This window comes from Arenimonas sp. (assembly GCF_022842045.1).
GTDB lineage: Bacteria > Pseudomonadota > Gammaproteobacteria > Xanthomonadales > Xanthomonadaceae > Arenimonas.
Window position 1 is genome coordinate 1 of record NZ_JALHQI010000020.1, and the last position, 14,577, is coordinate 14,577.

Genomic DNA, 14,577 nt, shown 5'->3' on the forward strand with positions numbered 1-14,577 from the left:
GCGAGCTGGCCGCGGCGGCCCGCGCCTGGCAGGCCGCCGCCGCGGCCCTCACCCGCGACCGCGAGGCCGCCGGCCAGCGCCTGGGCGACAGCGTGGCCGCCCTGATGTCCGAGCTGGGCATGGGCGGCGGCGTCTTCAGCGTGCGGCTGGAGCCGCTGGACCACCCGCGCCCCAGCCCGCAGGGTGCCGAGCGCTGTGAGTTCCTGGTCTCGGCCAACCCCGGGCAGCCCCCGCGCGCCCTGCGCAAGGTCGCGTCCGGAGGCGAACTGGCTCGCATCAGCCTGGCCATCGAGGTCGCGGCCCTGGGCCTGGACGCGGTGCCGACCATGGTCTTCGACGAAGTGGACACCGGCATCGGCGGCGCCGTGGCCGAGGTCGTGGGCCAGAAGCTGCGCGCGCTGGGCGCCGAGCGCCAGGTGCTGTGCGTGACCCACCTGCCGCAGGTCGCGGCCCAGGGCCACCATCACTTCCAGGTCAGCAAGGCCGTGGCCGGCGACAGCACCCACAGCGCGGTCGTGCCGCTGGACGACAAGGCCCGCATCGAGGAACTGGCCCGCATGCTGGGCGGCGTCGAGATCACCAAGGAAGTTCGCGCCAACGCCCGCCAGATGCTCACCCGCGCCCAGCAGGGCTAGCGCGGTTACTTTTTCTTCTTCGCGCGGACGTAGAGCACGAGGGCGTGCTCTTCGATGACGTAGCCGTGCTTGGCGGCGATTTCGTGCTGCAGGCGCTCGATCTCGGGGCTGGTGAACTCGATGATCTTGCCGGTGTCGACGTCGACCATGTGGTCGTGGTGCTGGCCGCGGTCGAGCTCGTAGACGGCCTGGCCGCCCTCGAAGTTGTGCTTGAGCACCAGGCCGGCGGCCTCGAACTGGGTGAGCACGCGGTAGACGGTGGCCAGGCCGATGTCGTCGCCGTTCTCGAGCAGCTGGCGGTAGATGTCCTCGGCCGTCAGGTGCCGGGGGCTGGAGGTCTCCAGCACGTCGAGGATGCGGATCCGGGGGTGCGTGACCTTGAGGCCGGCCTTGCGCAGGTCCGTCGATTCCATGGGATCTCCTGAATGCTGTCCGTCGCGGCATGCGACGCGGCCGGCTGGCAGCCGCGGGGCTTAGTGTATCATCGGCCCGTCACCGTTCCGGATCAGCACGCAATGCGCAAGGCCCTGACGCTCCTCGTCTTCACCCTGTTCTTCACCGGCTGTGCACTCATCTACCGCCAGCCCGTGTTCCAGGGCAACCTGCTCGAATCGAAGAACGTCGAACAGCTGCAGGCCGGCATGACCCGCCAGCAGGTGTTCAGCCTGCTCGGCTCGCCGCCGGTCGCCGATCCGTTCCACCAGAACCGCTGGGACTATGTCGCCACCGAGCGCCGTCGCCGCGGCGACACCGAGATCAAGAACCTCACCCTGTGGTTCGACGGCAATTCGCTAACGCGCTGGGAAGGCGAGTATTTCCCGGAGGCCGACCAGGCCCTCGCCGCCGAGATGCGCCGCTTCGGTAACCTCGCCCGCGACAAGGACAAGCCGCGCCAGCCGCGTCCGCAGCAGACGCCGCCGCCGGCCAACTGATCGTCCCGAAGGTTTCGCCCGAAACGCCCCGGCCTCGCGACCGGGGCGTTTCAGTTCTTGCCGCCGGTCTTCGCGCGCTCGCGCCGGGCCTGCTTCGGGTCGGCTCGCAATGGCCGCAGCACCTCTACGCGGTCGCCGTCGTGCAGCGCCGAATCGGGCGTGGCCGTGCGGCCGAAGATCGCCAGCATGTCTGGCTCCACCACCAAACCCGGCACCTTGCCTGGCAGGTCGGCCGCTGCCACCGCATCGGCCACGCGCGCGCCGGCTGGCAGCACCACGGCCACGCGCCAGCAGCGCTCGGGCAGGGCGTAGGCGACTTCGACGCGGAGTTCGCCGGCCATGCTCAGGCCCGGTCCGCCTCGCGGCAGAAGTCGTCCACCATCTTGTCGGCCAGGCCCTGGAAGCCGATGGCCAGGGCGGTGCCCAGCACCGCGCCGGCGACGTCGAAGTCCAGGGTCAGCGAGACCTTGCAGGCGTCCTCGGCCAGGCTGTGGAACTGCCAGAGGCCGGTGAACTTGCGGAAGGGCCCCTCTACCAGCTGCAGCTCGATGCGCGTGGGCGGCTCGAGCGTGTTGCGGGTGGTGAAACTGGTGCGCAGGCCGGCGACGGTGAGGTCCAGCCGGGCCAGCATGTGGGCGTCGCTGGCCTCGATGACCTCGGAGCCCTCGCACCAGGCGAAGCGCTTGGGGTAGCTGGCCACGTCGTTGACCAGGGTGTACATGCGCAGGGCCGAATGGCGGACCAGGGCGTGTCGGTGGATGCTCGTCATCGGGCCTCGGATGCTCTGCCCTCCCCCAGCCGGCCCGCAATGGGCGACAATGCCCGCCAAGGAAGGAACATGTCGAAGAACAACGCCAAGAATACCGGAAGCGGCAAGGACAAGGCGGGCGCGCCCAAGACGATCGCCCTCAACCGCAGCGCGCGCCACGACTACCACCTCGAGGACCGCTACGAGGCCGGCATCGCCCTGCAGGGCTGGGAACTCAAGTCCATCCGCGCGGGCCGCATGAACATGGGCGACGCCTACGCGATCGTGAAGGGCGGCGAGATTTTCCTGTTCGGCTCGCAGATCACCCCGCTCAGCCAGGCGTCCACCCACGTCATCGCCGACGACCGCCGCACCCGCAAGCTGCTGCTGCACCGGCACGAGATCGACAAGCTGGTGGGCTACGTCGAGCGCGAGGGCTACACCCTCATCCCGACCGCGGTTTACTGGAAGGGCAACAAGGTCAAGCTCGAGCTCGCCTTGGCGAAGGGCAAGCAGGCGCACGACAAGCGCCAGGCCAGCAAGGACCGCGACTGGCAGCGCGAGAAACAGCGCACGATGCGCAAGCACAACAAGGACGCCTAGGCGTTTCCCCCTCTCCCCTTGGGGAGAGGGCTGGGGAGAGGGGAGATCACTCTTGCCTGAACACCGCAACTCCGCGCCGCTTGTGAGCCCTGCCCTGCGGCCCCATACTGGGCCCGTCGGTTGTACTGCGTGTCTCCAACGTTTCCGGGGGTGTCCTGGCTTCGACGGGGGTTGCAAAGTCGACTGGTGCATGCCGAGGGGGCCGCTTTCCTCGTTAATCCAGCAGCAAACTTTAGTTGCCAACGACGACAACTACGCTCTCGCCGCTTAAGGCGTAAGCCCCGAACCCACTTGTGCCCGTGCTCGTGGATGTAGGGTCATTATCACGGAACAGCTGCCGGCGGCGACCCGCCAACCGGTAGTGAACTTAGCGGGTGTGGACGACGGTGTGCCTCGCACGTTGTGTTGCCGTCGTACGAGAACCAACAACGAGCTAAGCATGTAGTGCCGGAGATGGCGTGCTCTCGGACGGGGGTTCAACTCCCCCCACCTCCACCATTTCAAGGTTCCACCGGGTACCAGCCCGCATCTAACCCCACTGAAAACGTGGGGTTTTTTTGTTTTTAGGGTTCCCAGGGCGTCCCATCCGATCTCTTGCGATCCCGCGGTCGCTGGGGGTGGCGTTGGGGGTACGGCCTCCAATCTGGGGGTACGGAGCCAACAGACGATGCCCCTCCATGAAACCCGCGTCCGCACCGCTCGGGCCGATCTCAAGCCGCAAAAGCTCGCCGACGAGCGTGGCCTCTACCTCTTGGTCAATCCGGGCGGATCGAAGCTCTGGCGCCTCAAATATCGGATTGGCGGCAAGGAAAAACTCCTCGCCTTGGGCGGGTATCCCGACGTCTCTCTCAAGCGAGCCCGGGAACTGAGGGACGAGGCCCGCCAGCTGATCGCCCGAGGCGTCGATCCAAATGCCCAGCGGCGTGAGGCAAAGGCTGAGGCCAGCGGTGCCGGGACCTTCGCCGCCGTGGCGGAGGAATGGATCTGGCGGCAAACGGAAGCTTGGACGGCCGGACATAAAGCCACGGTAAGAAGCCGGCTCGACCGCGATGTCCTCCCCTATTTGGGCTCGCGCCGGATCACCGAGATTGAGGCGCCTGAGATTCTGCAGGTGCTCCGACGCGTAGAGGCTCGTGGGGCCATTGAAAGCGCCCACCGGATCAAGACTGTGATCGGCCAGGTCTTTGCCTATGCCATCGATACCGGCAGTGCGTCCCGCAATCCGGCGCGAGATCTGGGCTCCGGGGCACTCAAGACTCCCATTGCCCGCCCAATGGCAGCCGTGGTCAAGCCCTCTGAAGTTGGCGCCCTGCTCTGCTCGATCGATAACTACAAGGGAACTCATGTCGTCCGGTGTGCGTTCAAGCTCGCGCCTCTGGTCTTTGTCCGGCCAGGCGAACTTCGCGCTGCCGAATGGACAGAGTTCGATCTCGAAGGCAAGCAGTGGGTCATTCCCGCCGCGCGGATGAAGTTGGGAAAAGCCGCGAAAGCGGATATGAACCGATCACACATTGTCCCACTCAGCCGGCAGGCCGTGGCGGTTCTGCAGGACGTCAAAGCGCTAACTGGCGGCGGACGCTATGTTTTCCCTGGAGCCCGCAGCGACGGGAAACCAATGAGCGAGAACGCAATTACAGCTGCCCTGCGCCGAATGGGATACGACGGAGACACCATGACATGGCACGGCTTCAGGAGCATCGCCAGCACTATGCTTAATGAGAAAGGCTACAACGCCGACGCTATTGAGGCACAGCTTGCTCATACGCCTGGAAACAAGGTTCGCGCTGCATACAACCGTGCAAAGTTTTTACCGGAACGAACACGGATGATGCAGGAATGGAGCGACCATCTAGAGTCCTTGAAGCTGATCAGCCAAGGAAATCGAGTCCCATGAAGCGACTTCCTGGCGTTCGGGGCAGCGGAAGACCAAGAACGATTCATTCACGCCCACTGGATGGCATAGGTGGAAGGCCACTCACGCAGCTTGAGCTAAGGAAAATACTAAAAGCAGCCCGAAGGTTTGCCCACGACGTCGAAGCGAGACCGCTCATAGAGATGGTATACGCCCACTACGAAACATATCTCGTAACGGAGGACGCACTGCGCAAGATTGTTGGAGTTAAGAAGGCCAATCGGGATATCGACGCAGTTCGGGAAGACTGCAAGATTGTTGCCCGCTTACTATCGGAAGAAAAAGATCTCGCGGACGGGGAAGCCTGCGTATACGCAGCAGCCTCATTAAAGGAAAGGCTAATTAACTTTCCACCAATGGCTCTAACGGAGCTCACTACACTCGCAACTGCCCTACCGTTCCAGCACGCCAGGTGGGGATTGATAAGAAATGTCGTCTTCGTAGCTCATTGGCCAAAGTATCGCCAAGAGCTCATATCAGCCATCGGACTGATCCAAGAGCATTGCGTCTACCTCGAAGAAGACAAGCACTCATTCACAAAGCGAAAGCGCCTCGCTAGGGACACCTTCCGGTGGTTCTACCCCGATTCTGCGGACACTTTCACTAAGATCCATACTGGGTCAAAGGAGTGTCCATGTCCAAGCGCAAGCGCTACAGCCCTGAATACAAGCACGAGCTAGTCGAACTGGTCCGCCGGTCGAAGTCGAGCTGCCGGAAGATCGCCCTGGAGGTCGGGGTCCAACCGGCCCTGCTGACCCGCTGGGTGCGGGAAGCCGACGCCGGCGGAACCCAAGCCTTCCCGGGCGGCGGAACCCCGCGCGATGAGGAGCTCGCCCGCACCAAGCGCGAGCTGGCGCGGGTGACCAAGGAGCGTGATTTCCTAAAAAGCGCGGCGGCGTACTTCGCGAAGCAATCACCGAACGGTACGCAGTGATTGAGTATTGCCGCAGCGAGTTTCCCGTGGGACTGATGTGCCGTTGCCTGGAAGTATCGACCAGCGGCTTCTACGCCTGGTCCGGGCGCAAGCCCGGACCGCGGGCGCAGGACAACGCGCGTCTGCTGGTGCGTATCCGTGAGATGCATGAGGACAGCAAGGGCGTTCTCGGCGCGCCGCGCACCCACGAAGACCTGGGCGACGAGGGCGAAACTGCCAGCCTCAACCGGGTCGCCCGGCTGATGGCGGCCAACGGGATTCAGGGCTGGCCGCAGCGTAAAAAGCGGCGGTTTGGCCAGAAGCCCGGCACGCGTCCGGTCGGCGTCGAGAATCTTCTCGAGCGTGACTTCGATGCCTTCGAGCCCGAGACCAAATGGGTCACGGACATCTCCGAGATCCTGACGGACGAGGGCAAGCTGTTCCTGTGCGTCGTGCTGGATCTTTACTGCAAGCGGGTGATGGGCTGGTCGATGCACCATCGCCAGGACCGGCACATGGTGGTGCGCGCGATCCAGGCGGCGGTGTGGCAGCGGGAAGGCGAGAACGAAGTGATCCTGCATTCGGATCGTGGCGGTCAGTTCATCAGCGGCACGTACCAGAAGTTCCTGGGCGGCAACGCCCTGGTTTGCAGCATGAGCGCGGTCGGCCACTGCGGCGACAACGCGGCGTGCGAAGGGTTCTTCGGGGTGCTCAAGCGGGAGCGCGTGTACCGCACCCACTATCGGACCCGTGACGAGGCGCGGGCCGATCTGTTCGACTACCTGGAGCGGTTCCACAATCCGCGAATGCGTCGTAGAGTTGCCCGGCGTGACCGGGAGTTTCAGGCCTTAATCAAACCGTCCGCGGAAACGGGGTAGAACCCTGGGTACATACAAATGGCAGATGAGCAATTGACCCCGCATAGGACCGACTGCAAAGCAGAGGCCACTTGTGAGGCTGTCGAGCACAACGGTGCTGCGATTCAATAGGACTCAACGTGGACACACTTTCGTTACTTGTTCGCGCTGCGAACAGGACAGCTATAGAGCTAGAGCATAGAGGGCTAGTGGCCTCCTTGGTAAAGGAGGCGTGGCTGAAGTCTCATGCGACGCCTGCCGAGTATGCTGAACACAAGAAAATCGCCGAGGCGCTGATGCTTGAAACCATTTCATCGCCCGATGCTGCCGAAATTCTCTTTTGCGATGATGGGAGTTACCAGTATGTTTCCAGCTTCTTGCGAGACCGCATTGAGCAGCGATCTCGCAAGTTCGGACATGTATCAGACCTGACATCAGACCCGAATCGGCGACATCTGATCCACCTCTCGATTCCGGAGCAGAGATTCGCAATGATGCTGGAGAGGTCAAACTCAGTCCAGCTAGCGATGTACGTGGATTTCATGGCGGCATTGGATCAGGCAAGACAGCAAGAGCTCAGGCTGTTGCGCTTCGAGATAGACAAACTTCACGACAATCCCCTGCATGCATATCAGGGCCGCATACCAGTGCGCGAGTTCCTGCGCACATCCTTTGTGGCACAACGATTTGAACGCGGCTACGTGACTTACTCTCCGGAGAGTGAGACCGAAGTGGCAGCTATTTTCGTAGGCGGTCAAGCGAAAGTGCATTTACATCTTGTGCACAGTCCCCACAGTTCGAGTGGGGACTGTTGTGGCTCGATTTCGCTGAAAACATACATCCGGAACGAGAGCTTCGGCAAAAGAACTGCAGCGCCTGATGTTAGCCTTATGTTCTACTTCACTGCATTGTCCAGCGCATTAATGCCATACCAGAACTTCAGTTCATCTATGGATCTCGCGATTTGTTGTATCGCATGGACCGCAGCTGCCTCCGTTCTGTGCGAGGAGTTTCGTCAGAGTGGGTCGGACACTGTAGTCGCATTGCCCGGGACGTAGGCTCTCCCCTAGCGCGCAGAGCGAACAGTAGAATTTGCGTCTGCTGGTGCTCGTTAAGAGGCAGCTTAGCAAGTGAACTCGAGTTCCCAGCATTTGGTGGACAGTTGACCGGCGACTGGACCGCCCAGCCTTCTGTAGACACTCAGAGGTCGCTCAGCGCATAGCGCCGTTCAAACGGCGCAGGGGACAGGTCGCCAGCAGAACCATTCCGGCGAACTGGGTTGGAGAAAATTTCGATGTAGTCGAATACGTCGGATCGTGCCGCCTCCCGGGTCCGTTAGATCCGCCGCTTGATCCGTTCCTTCTTGAGCACGCTGAAGAAGCTCTCGGCAACCGAGTTGTCGTGGCAGTTTTCTCGACGGCTCATGCTGGGAACCATCCGATGCGTTCTCAGGAACGACTGCCAGTCGCTGCTGGTGAACTGGCTGCCCTGGTCGGAGTGGATCATCAGTCCGGTCGGCCGCTTGCGCTTCCACACCGCGGCAACCAGCGCCTGCAGGACCAGGTCGGCGGTCATTGTCGACTGCGTTGCCCAGCCGACGATCTGGCGCGAGTACAGGTCCATGACGGCGGCCAGGAACAGCCACCCTCCGTAGGTCCGGATGTAGGTGATGTACGTCACCCAGACGCGGTTTGGCGCTTCCGGTGCGAAGTCGCGATCGAGCACGTTATCGACGAGTCCGATCGGGCGACCGCGATGGCGGGGCTTGCTGCCGTAGCCAACTTCGGCCCGGCGGTGCCAGCCAGCTGCCTCGCCAACGCTTCCGCATGGCCCAGCTGCTGCTGCGTCGCCTCTACCGCGGCCAGCGGCTCGGCCAGCCCGCCCTCCCCGCCCGTCCGCCCTCCCCGCCCGACGGCCGGCACAGCTTCTGGCGCAGCCCGTCGGCCAGACGCTCGAGGGTGCGGCCATGGACTTGGGGGTCCATGAGGAGACGGGAGAGGTCTATGCGGCGCACAACCGCAGGATACGGGCTCGCGGCTCAGGGGCTGAGACCAAGCTGGACGGTACATCCCAAGAATCTCGGGGACGGCTGCGACGCTCCTACCTGAACGTTCATCGGCCCCTAGCCCCGTTCATCGGCCGGTTGTATTGCCCCGCCCCGTATGGTGTATATACAATCTCTGACCTCTCGACGAGCCGCCAGCAAAAATCGATGAAGGACTTCAAGATCAGTTCCCGCGTACTGGAGAAGCTGCAATCGCGGCACCAAGTTACGCGTGAAGAGGTTTTGCAGGCCTTCATGAACCGAGAAGGCCCCCTACTTACAGACAACCGACTGGATCACCGGACCGATCCGCCGACGATCTGGTTCTGCGCGCCCACCGATCGCGGACGGCTTTTGAAGGTAATTTTCGTTGAGCGCGACGAACACTTCGAGATCAAGTCTGCGTACGAGCCAACGGATGGTTCGGATCGACTGTATGAGCGCATTCGCGCTAAGAAGAAGTGATCGAAAGTTCCACCATGTTTGTGTGTCCACCCCGGAGAGGAAGATGACAATGACGCCGAAAATCGTTCAAGAGGAAAAGTGCCTCTGGGAGAGCGGCGAACTGGGAAACAGCGAAGAGCATGCCGTGGTCCTGGGTGCCGAAAAATCCCGTGAAGTGGATGATGCGCTGGCTATGCACATGATTTCGATCAGGCTGCCAAAGAGCTTGATTGAAGACCTCAAGGTGATTGCCAAACGCGAGGGGCTCGGCTATCAGCCGCTGATTCGGCGCGTGCTTCAGCGTTTCAGCGAAGCCGAGTTTAAGTCGATCGCTGCGGAGATGCTCGTACGCGAACAACCGAGTGCGCAGCCGGACAAGGCCCAGGCTGAAGACAAGAAGCGGGTCGCCTGCTGATTCGCAATGGTGGCAGGGGTACTTTTGGGGGTACGCGCTAGCTGCACCCGGCTGAAACCCGCGCAGTACGGGCCTCTGGGACGGCTTTTTGAGGGCCCCCACCTCCACCAAACACGACAACGCCGCCCTAGGGCGGCGTTGTCGTTTGTGCCTCCGGCGGAACGTCAGTCCGCGGGCGAAGCCTCGGCGGACGGCCCGGCATCCGCAGACGGGCCGGCGCTGGCGGCGGCGTCGCCCTCGCCCGCCGGCGCGTCGCCCAGGTAGGCGGCGGCACTGGCGCTGGCGGCATCCACCGCGGCCTTGGCGGCCATCAGGGTTTCCTGGCTGGCGGTGATGTCGGCCTCGGCGGCCTGGATCTCGCCGCGGACGGCATTGACGGCAGCCGAAGCGGACTCGGCCAGCTTGCGGTCGCGGTCGACCTGGTTGCGGGTGAGGCGGCCACGGGCGGCGGCGGCTTCGGTGCGGGCCAGCTTTTGCTCGGCCTCGTCGCGGGCCTGCTCGGCGGCGTCGAGGTTGGCGCGGGCGGCGGCGAGCTGTTCCTTGCCGCGGGCCAGGGCCGCCTTGGCGGCGGCCACGGCGGTGGCGGCCTCCTGCAGCTGCGCCTGCACCCGGGCCAGGTCCTCGGGGGACCGCGCCGGCGACTGCGCCTGGCCGGCACCGGCGCACAGCGCCAGCACCAGGATGAGTGCGGCCGAACGCCGCGTCGAATTCTTGTCCAAGCCCCTACTCCGGTGAATTGGCAGGTCGCCCCCAACGAACCAAGCCGGTGCCGGGAGTCTAGCCGGTTTTCACGCCGGCGCGACGGGGTCAGTCCACGTACACGGTCTTGATGTTGGTGAACTCGTGCATGCCGTGCTCGGCCAGCTCGCGGCCGAAGCCCGAGGCCTTGGTGCCGCCGAAGGGCAGCCGCACGTCGCTGCGGACGATGGCGTTGACGAAGCAGGCGCCGGCAACGATTTTCCGGGCCACCGCCTCGCCGCGGTCGCGGTCCTGGGTCCAGACGCTGGCGCCCAGGCCGAAGGCGGTGTCGTTGGCCATCGCGATCGCCTCGGCCTCGTCCCTGGCCCGCAGGATGCTGGCCACCGGGCCGAACAGCTCCTGGTCGTAGGCCGGCATGCCGGGCCGGACCTGGTCGAGGATGGAGGCCGGGTAGTGCGTGTCCCCGGCCCCCGGGGAGCAGCCGAGCGCGGCCCGGGCACCGGCGGCCAGGCTCGCCTCGACCTGCTTGTGCAATTCGTCGCGCAGGTCGGCGCGGGCCATCGGCGCCAGGCCGGTGGCGTCGTCGTTCGGGTCGCCCACCGCGAGCTTCGCGCTGGCCTCGGTGAAGCGGCGCACGAACTCGTCGGCGATCGCCTCGACCACGATGAATCGCTTGGCCGCGATGCAGGTCTGCCCCGCGTTGCCGAAGCGTGACTGCACCGCGGCCGGCACCGCCTTGTCGAGATCGGCGTCGGCCAGCACCACGAAGGGATCGCTGCCGCCGAGCTCGAGCACGCACTTCTTGAGGTGCTGGCCGGCGGTGGCCGCCACCGAGCGCCCGGCCCGCTCGCTGCCGGTCAGGCTGACGGCCTTCACCCGCGGGTCGCCGATCACCCCGGCCGCCTGGTCGTTGTCGATGTGCAGCACGCCGAAGACCCCCTGGGGAATGCCGGCGTCGTCCAGCACGGCCTTGATCATGTCGGCGCACTGCGGAACGTTGGTGGCGTGCTTGAGCAGGGCCACGTTGCCCGCCATCAGGCAGGGCGCCAGGAAGCGGAACACCTGCCAGACCGGGAAGTTCCAGGGCATCACCGCCAGCACCGGGCCGATCGGTTCGTAAACGACGAAGCTGCGCTTGGCCTCGGTGCGTACCGAGGTGTCTTCCAGGTAGCGGGCGGCGTGGTCGGCGTAGTAGTCGCAAGCGGCCGCCGACTTCTCGATCTCGGTGAGCGCCTCGCGCCGCAGCTTGCCCATCTCGGCCGTCATCACGGTGGCGATGGCCTCCCGGTGGGTGCGCATGACGGCGGCCACCTTGCGCAGGCCCTCGCCGCGGCGCGCCACGCCCAGCCGCGCCCAGCCCGGGAAGGCCTTGTCCGCCGCGGCCAGCACGCGCTCCATTTCCGCGGCCGACTGCTTGGCGTGCCGGCGAACCTCGCCGGTCCAGGGGTCGCGGTTCTCGACGCTCATGGCCTCATCCCTTCTGCAGGGCCAGCTGCATGTCGCGCTGGCGTTTCTTGTCCTCGCGGGTCATCACCCACCAGCCGATCACCGCCGCCACCGTGACCGCGAGGATCATCAGCGACGCCAGTGCATTGATCTTCGGGCTCACGCCCAGCCGCACCGAGGAGAACACCTTCATCGGCAGCGTGGTCGAGGACGGCCCCGATACGAAGCTGGCGATCACCAGGTCGTCCAGCGACAGCGTGAATGCCAGCAGCCAGCCCGAAATCAGCGCCGGCGCGATGATCGGCAGCGTGATCACGAAGAAGACCTTGATGCGGTTCGCGCCCAGGTCCATCGCCGCCTCCTCCAGCGAGCGGTCCAGCTCGCCCAGCCGCGAGGAAATGACCACGGTGACGAAGGCCATGCAGAAGGTGACGTGGGCGATCCAGATGGTGAGCATGCCGCGCTGCTCGCCGATGCCGATGATGGGCCCGATCGACACGAACAGCAGCAGGATCGACAGGCCGGTGATCACCTCGGGCATCACCAGCGGCGCCGTGATAAGGCCGCCGAAGATCGTCTTGCCGGGGAAGTCGCGGAAGCGGGTCATGACCATCGCCGCCAGCGTGCCCAGCACCACCGAGGCGCAGGCGGTCCAGAACGCGACCTGCACGCTGACCCAGGCCGCATCCATCATCTGCTGGTCGCGGAACAGCTCGACGTACCACTTCACCGAGAAGCCCGACCACACGGTGACCAGCCGCGACTCGTTGAACGAATAGACGATCAGGCTGAGGATGGGCGCATAGAGGAAGACGAAGCCCAGCACCAGCATCGCCAGCGTGAACCTGGAGTTCTTGCCCTGGTTCATGACAGGCGCGACTCCAGTTCCTTGGACTGGTAGCGGTGGAAGATGGTGATGGGCACGATCAGCAGCACCAGCATCACGATCGCCACCGCCGAGGCCACCGGCCAGTCGCGGTTGTTGAAGAACTCCTGCCACAGCACCCGTCCGATCATCAGCGTGTCGGCGCCGCCCAGCATCTCCGGGATCACGAACTCACCCACCACCGGGATCAGCACCAGCATGGCGCCGGCGATGATGCCCGCCTTCGACAGCGGCAGCGTGACCGTGAGGAAGGACTTCCAGGGCCGGGCGCCCAGGTCGTTGGCCGCCTCGATCAGCCGGTAATCGTGCTTGACCAGGTTGGCGTACAGCGGCAGCACCATGAACGGCAGGTAGGCATAGACGATGCCGATGTACACCGCCACCGGCGTGTGCAGTATCTGAAGCGGCTGGTCGATCAGCCCCAGGTTCATCAGGAAGTTGTTGAGCAGGCCGTTGTTCTTGAGGATGCCGACCCAGGCATAGATGCGGATCAGGAACGAGGTCCAGGACGGCAGGATCACCAACATCAGGGCGATGTTGCGGTTGGCCGGCGACATCCGCGCGATGGCATAGGCGATCGGGTAGCCCACCAGCAGGCACAGGAAGGTGGAGATGACCGCGATCTTCAGCGAGCTCAGGTAGGCGTTGACGTAAAGGCTGTCGCGCACCAGGTACAGATAGTTGCCGGCGTTCAGCGTGACCTGCAGCTTGTCACCCGCCCAACTGAACAGGTCGGTGTAGGGCGGCATGGCGATGGCGGCGCTGGCGAAGCTGATCTTCAGCGCGATCGCGAACGGGATGGCAAAGAACAGCAGCATCCACAGGTAAGGCACCGCGATCACCAGCCAGCGCGGACCGGGCATGCGCTTGCTGATCGAGCGCAGGAACTTGCTCACGAGGTCAGCACCACGCCGGCCTGGTCGTCCCAGCTCAGCCACACGGCATCGTTCCAGGTGAACTTCTCGCTGGCCCAGCGCTGGCTGTTGATCATGTTGGCCAGGATCTTGGTGCCCCCGGGCAGGCGCACGTGGAAGACCGAGTGGCTGCCGAAGTAGGCGATCTCCTCGATGATGCCGTGCACCTTGTTGTGCGGCTGCGCCGGCTCCTCGCTGCTGACCTGGACCTTCTCGGGGCGCAGCGCCAGCGCCACGTCCTGGCCCTCGAAGCCGGTGACGCCGTGGCCGACGTAGGCCAGGTGCTGCAGCGCCGGGCTGGCGATGGTGATGAAATCCTTCTCGTCGTCCTTGATCTTGCCCTCGATCAGGTTCACCGAGCCGATGAACTCGGCGGTGAAGCGGCAGCTGGGCTGCTCGTAGATCTCGTCGGGCGTGCCCAGCTGGCGGATCCAGCCGGCGTCCATGATGGCGATGCGGTGGGCCATCGTCATGGCCTCTTCCTGGTCGTGGGTCACCATCACGCAGGTGACGCCCAGGCGCTCGACGATGTTGACCAGCTCGAGCTGCATCTGCGAGCGCAGCTTCTTGTCCAGCGCGCCCATCGGCTCGTCGAGCAGCAGCAGCTTCGGGCTCTTGGCCAGCGAGCGCGCCAGCGCCACGCGCTGCTGCTGGCCGCCGGAGAGCTGGTGCGGCTTGCGCCGCGCGAACTTCTCCATCTGCACCAGCGCCAGCATCTCCTCAACGCGGCGGGCGATGTCGGCCTTGGCCATGCCGTCCTGCTTGAGCCCGAAGGCGATGTTCTGCTCGACGCTCATGTGCGGGAACAGCGCGTAGGACTGGAACATCATGTTGATCGGCCGCTCGTACGGCGGCAGGTCGGTGATGTCCTGGCCGTCCAGCACCACCCGGCCCCGGGTCGGCTTCTCGAAGCCGGCCAGCACCCGCAGCAGGGTGGACTTGCCGCAGCCGGAGGCCCCCAGCAGGGCGAAGATCTCGCCCTGCCGGATGGTCAGGCTGACGTCGTCGACGGCGACGAAGCCGTCGAACTCCTTGCGCACCGTCTCGATCCGGAGGTAGTCGTCGGCGCCGAGCTTTTCAAGCCTCGGCGCCCCGGGGGTACCGCCGTTGGGTACTGCTGCCATGCGTG

General features: G+C 64.6%; 16 protein-coding genes, 1 other RNA gene and 2 pseudogenes. 10 read left to right on the forward strand and 9 right to left on the reverse strand.

Going from position 1 to position 14,577, the window contains the following annotated elements; genetic code table 11:
* Window positions 1-635 (forward strand): annotated as a pseudogene (locus tag Q0C12_RS06185) (DNA repair protein RecN); the annotation flags it as partial.
* A gap of 5 nt (window positions 636-640) precedes the next feature.
* Here the strand turns inward: Q0C12_RS06185 and fur are convergent.
* Window positions 641-1,048 (reverse strand): ferric iron uptake transcriptional regulator, encoded by a 408-nt coding sequence (fur, locus tag Q0C12_RS06190; RefSeq protein WP_034211001.1) that lies wholly within the window; start codon window positions 1,046-1,048, stop codon window positions 641-643.
* A 102-nt stretch (window positions 1,049-1,150) separates the two neighbouring features.
* On the opposite strand from fur, the gene bamE reads away from it, so the two are divergent.
* A complete protein-coding gene (gene bamE / locus Q0C12_RS06195; protein WP_290887695.1) occupies window positions 1,151-1,567 on the forward strand; it encodes an outer membrane protein assembly factor BamE in 417 nt (138 codons plus the stop codon).
* A 50-nt stretch (window positions 1,568-1,617) separates the two neighbouring features.
* Here the strand turns inward: bamE and Q0C12_RS06200 are convergent, their stop codons facing one another.
* Window positions 1,618-1,908 (reverse strand): RnfH family protein, encoded by a 291-nt coding sequence (locus tag Q0C12_RS06200; protein WP_290887698.1) that lies wholly within the window; start codon window positions 1,906-1,908, stop codon window positions 1,618-1,620.
* A 2-nt stretch (window positions 1,909-1,910) separates the two neighbouring features.
* Complete coding sequence (locus Q0C12_RS06205; protein ID WP_290887701.1) at window positions 1,911-2,336, reverse strand: type II toxin-antitoxin system RatA family toxin; 426 nt, start codon at window positions 2,334-2,336, stop codon at window positions 1,911-1,913.
* A gap of 69 nt (window positions 2,337-2,405) precedes the next feature.
* Between Q0C12_RS06205 and smpB the strand changes: the two genes are divergently transcribed.
* From smpB to Q0C12_RS06235, 6 genes are all read left to right on the forward strand, one after another.
* Window positions 2,406-2,918 carry an SsrA-binding protein SmpB gene (gene smpB, locus Q0C12_RS06210; protein WP_290887704.1) on the forward strand — a complete coding sequence of 171 codons (513 nt, stop codon included), beginning with the start codon at window positions 2,406-2,408 and terminating at the stop codon, window positions 2,916-2,918.
* A 146-nt stretch (window positions 2,919-3,064) separates the two neighbouring features.
* Window positions 3,065-3,416: a transfer-messenger RNA gene (gene ssrA / locus Q0C12_RS06215) on the forward strand.
* A 169-nt stretch (window positions 3,417-3,585) separates the two neighbouring features.
* A complete protein-coding gene (locus Q0C12_RS06220; RefSeq protein ID WP_290887707.1) occupies window positions 3,586-4,812 on the forward strand; it encodes an integrase arm-type DNA-binding domain-containing protein in 1,227 nt (408 codons plus the stop codon).
* Window positions 4,809-5,510: a hypothetical protein gene (locus tag Q0C12_RS06225; protein ID WP_290887710.1), complete on the forward strand. Its 702-nt coding sequence runs from the start codon at window positions 4,809-4,811 to the stop codon at window positions 5,508-5,510. The genes Q0C12_RS06220 and Q0C12_RS06225 overlap by 4 nt, the downstream gene beginning before the upstream one ends.
* Window positions 5,465-6,621 (forward strand): IS3 family transposase gene (locus Q0C12_RS06230; protein WP_290887712.1). Its coding sequence is split into 2 segments (ribosomal slippage): window positions 5,465-5,714 and window positions 5,714-6,621, totalling 1,158 coding nucleotides; the frame shifts between segments, so codons are not numbered across the junction. The genes Q0C12_RS06225 and Q0C12_RS06230 overlap by 46 nt, the downstream gene beginning before the upstream one ends.
* Window positions 6,622-6,740: 119 nt before the next feature.
* A complete protein-coding gene (locus tag Q0C12_RS06235; protein WP_290887715.1) occupies window positions 6,741-7,658 on the forward strand; it encodes a hypothetical protein in 918 nt (305 codons plus the stop codon).
* A gap of 142 nt (window positions 7,659-7,800) precedes the next feature.
* Here the strand turns inward: Q0C12_RS06235 and Q0C12_RS06240 are convergent.
* A pseudogene (locus tag Q0C12_RS06240) lies at window positions 7,801-8,391 on the reverse strand (IS3 family transposase); the annotation flags it as partial.
* Between the two features lie 421 nt (window positions 8,392-8,812).
* Here Q0C12_RS06240 and Q0C12_RS06245 point away from each other — a divergent pair.
* Together Q0C12_RS06245 and Q0C12_RS06250 are read left to right on the forward strand one after the other, a co-directional pair.
* On the forward strand, window positions 8,813-9,109 hold the full coding sequence (locus tag Q0C12_RS06245) for a DUF4258 domain-containing protein (protein WP_290887718.1): 297 nt from the start codon (window positions 8,813-8,815) through the stop codon (window positions 9,107-9,109).
* Window positions 9,110-9,158: 49 nt separating this feature from the next.
* Window positions 9,159-9,503, forward strand: a complete 345-nt coding sequence (locus tag Q0C12_RS06250; protein WP_290887721.1) for a hypothetical protein — start codon at window positions 9,159-9,161, stop codon at window positions 9,501-9,503.
* 164 nt (window positions 9,504-9,667) lie between these two features.
* Here the strand turns inward: Q0C12_RS06250 and Q0C12_RS06255 are convergent, their stop codons facing one another.
* From Q0C12_RS06255 to potA, 5 genes are all read right to left on the reverse strand, one after another.
* Window positions 9,668-10,222, reverse strand: coding sequence for a hypothetical protein (locus tag Q0C12_RS06255; protein WP_290887724.1), 555 nt, complete (start codon window positions 10,220-10,222; stop codon window positions 9,668-9,670).
* Window positions 10,223-10,310: 88 nt separating this feature from the next.
* Complete coding sequence (locus Q0C12_RS06260) at window positions 10,311-11,669, reverse strand: NAD-dependent succinate-semialdehyde dehydrogenase (protein WP_290887727.1); 1,359 nt, start codon at window positions 11,667-11,669, stop codon at window positions 10,311-10,313.
* 4 nt (window positions 11,670-11,673) lie between these two features.
* The gene (locus Q0C12_RS06265) at window positions 11,674-12,516 is read right to left on the reverse strand and encodes an ABC transporter permease subunit (RefSeq protein WP_290887729.1); all 843 of its coding nucleotides are present in this window, start codon (window positions 12,514-12,516) and stop codon (window positions 11,674-11,676) included.
* The gene (locus Q0C12_RS06270; RefSeq protein WP_290887792.1) at window positions 12,513-13,397 is read right to left on the reverse strand and encodes an ABC transporter permease subunit; all 885 of its coding nucleotides are present in this window, start codon (window positions 13,395-13,397) and stop codon (window positions 12,513-12,515) included. Before Q0C12_RS06270 ends, Q0C12_RS06265 begins: the two co-directional genes overlap by 4 nt.
* Window positions 13,398-13,426: 29 nt before the next feature.
* Window positions 13,427-14,572, reverse strand: a complete 1,146-nt coding sequence (gene potA / locus Q0C12_RS06275; protein ID WP_290887732.1) for a polyamine ABC transporter ATP-binding protein — start codon at window positions 14,570-14,572, stop codon at window positions 13,427-13,429.
* Between the last annotated feature and the right edge of the window lie 5 nt (window positions 14,573-14,577).

Excerpts from the sequence above, each read along its gene's own strand:
- smpB (WP_290887704.1), top strand. The coding sequence starts at position 2,406 with ATGTCGAAGAACAACGCCAAGAATACCGGAAGCGGCAAGGACAAGGCG.
- Q0C12_RS06260 (WP_290887727.1), bottom strand. The coding sequence starts at position 11,669 with ATGAGCGTCGAGAACCGCGACCCCTGGACCGGCGAGGTTCGCCGGCAC.
- potA (WP_290887732.1), bottom strand. The coding sequence starts at position 14,572 with ATGGCAGCAGTACCCAACGGCGGTACCCCCGGGGCGCCGAGGCTTGAA.
- Q0C12_RS06200 (WP_290887698.1), bottom strand. The coding sequence starts at position 1,908 with ATGGCCGGCGAACTCCGCGTCGAAGTCGCCTACGCCCTGCCCGAGCGC.
- Q0C12_RS06245 (WP_290887718.1), top strand. The coding sequence starts at position 8,813 with ATGAAGGACTTCAAGATCAGTTCCCGCGTACTGGAGAAGCTGCAATCG.
- Q0C12_RS06205 (WP_290887701.1), bottom strand. The coding sequence starts at position 2,336 with ATGACGAGCATCCACCGACACGCCCTGGTCCGCCATTCGGCCCTGCGC.
- Q0C12_RS06250 (WP_290887721.1), top strand. The coding sequence starts at position 9,159 with ATGACGCCGAAAATCGTTCAAGAGGAAAAGTGCCTCTGGGAGAGCGGC.
- Q0C12_RS06220 (WP_290887707.1), top strand. The coding sequence starts at position 3,586 with ATGCCCCTCCATGAAACCCGCGTCCGCACCGCTCGGGCCGATCTCAAG.
- bamE (WP_290887695.1), top strand. The coding sequence starts at position 1,151 with ATGCGCAAGGCCCTGACGCTCCTCGTCTTCACCCTGTTCTTCACCGGC.
- Q0C12_RS06265 (WP_290887729.1), bottom strand. The coding sequence starts at position 12,516 with ATGAACCAGGGCAAGAACTCCAGGTTCACGCTGGCGATGCTGGTGCTG.
- Q0C12_RS06225 (WP_290887710.1), top strand. The coding sequence starts at position 4,809 with ATGAAGCGACTTCCTGGCGTTCGGGGCAGCGGAAGACCAAGAACGATT.
- fur (WP_034211001.1), bottom strand. The coding sequence starts at position 1,048 with ATGGAATCGACGGACCTGCGCAAGGCCGGCCTCAAGGTCACGCACCCC.
- Q0C12_RS06270 (WP_290887792.1), bottom strand. The coding sequence starts at position 13,397 with ATGCCCGGTCCGCGCTGGCTGGTGATCGCGGTGCCTTACCTGTGGATG.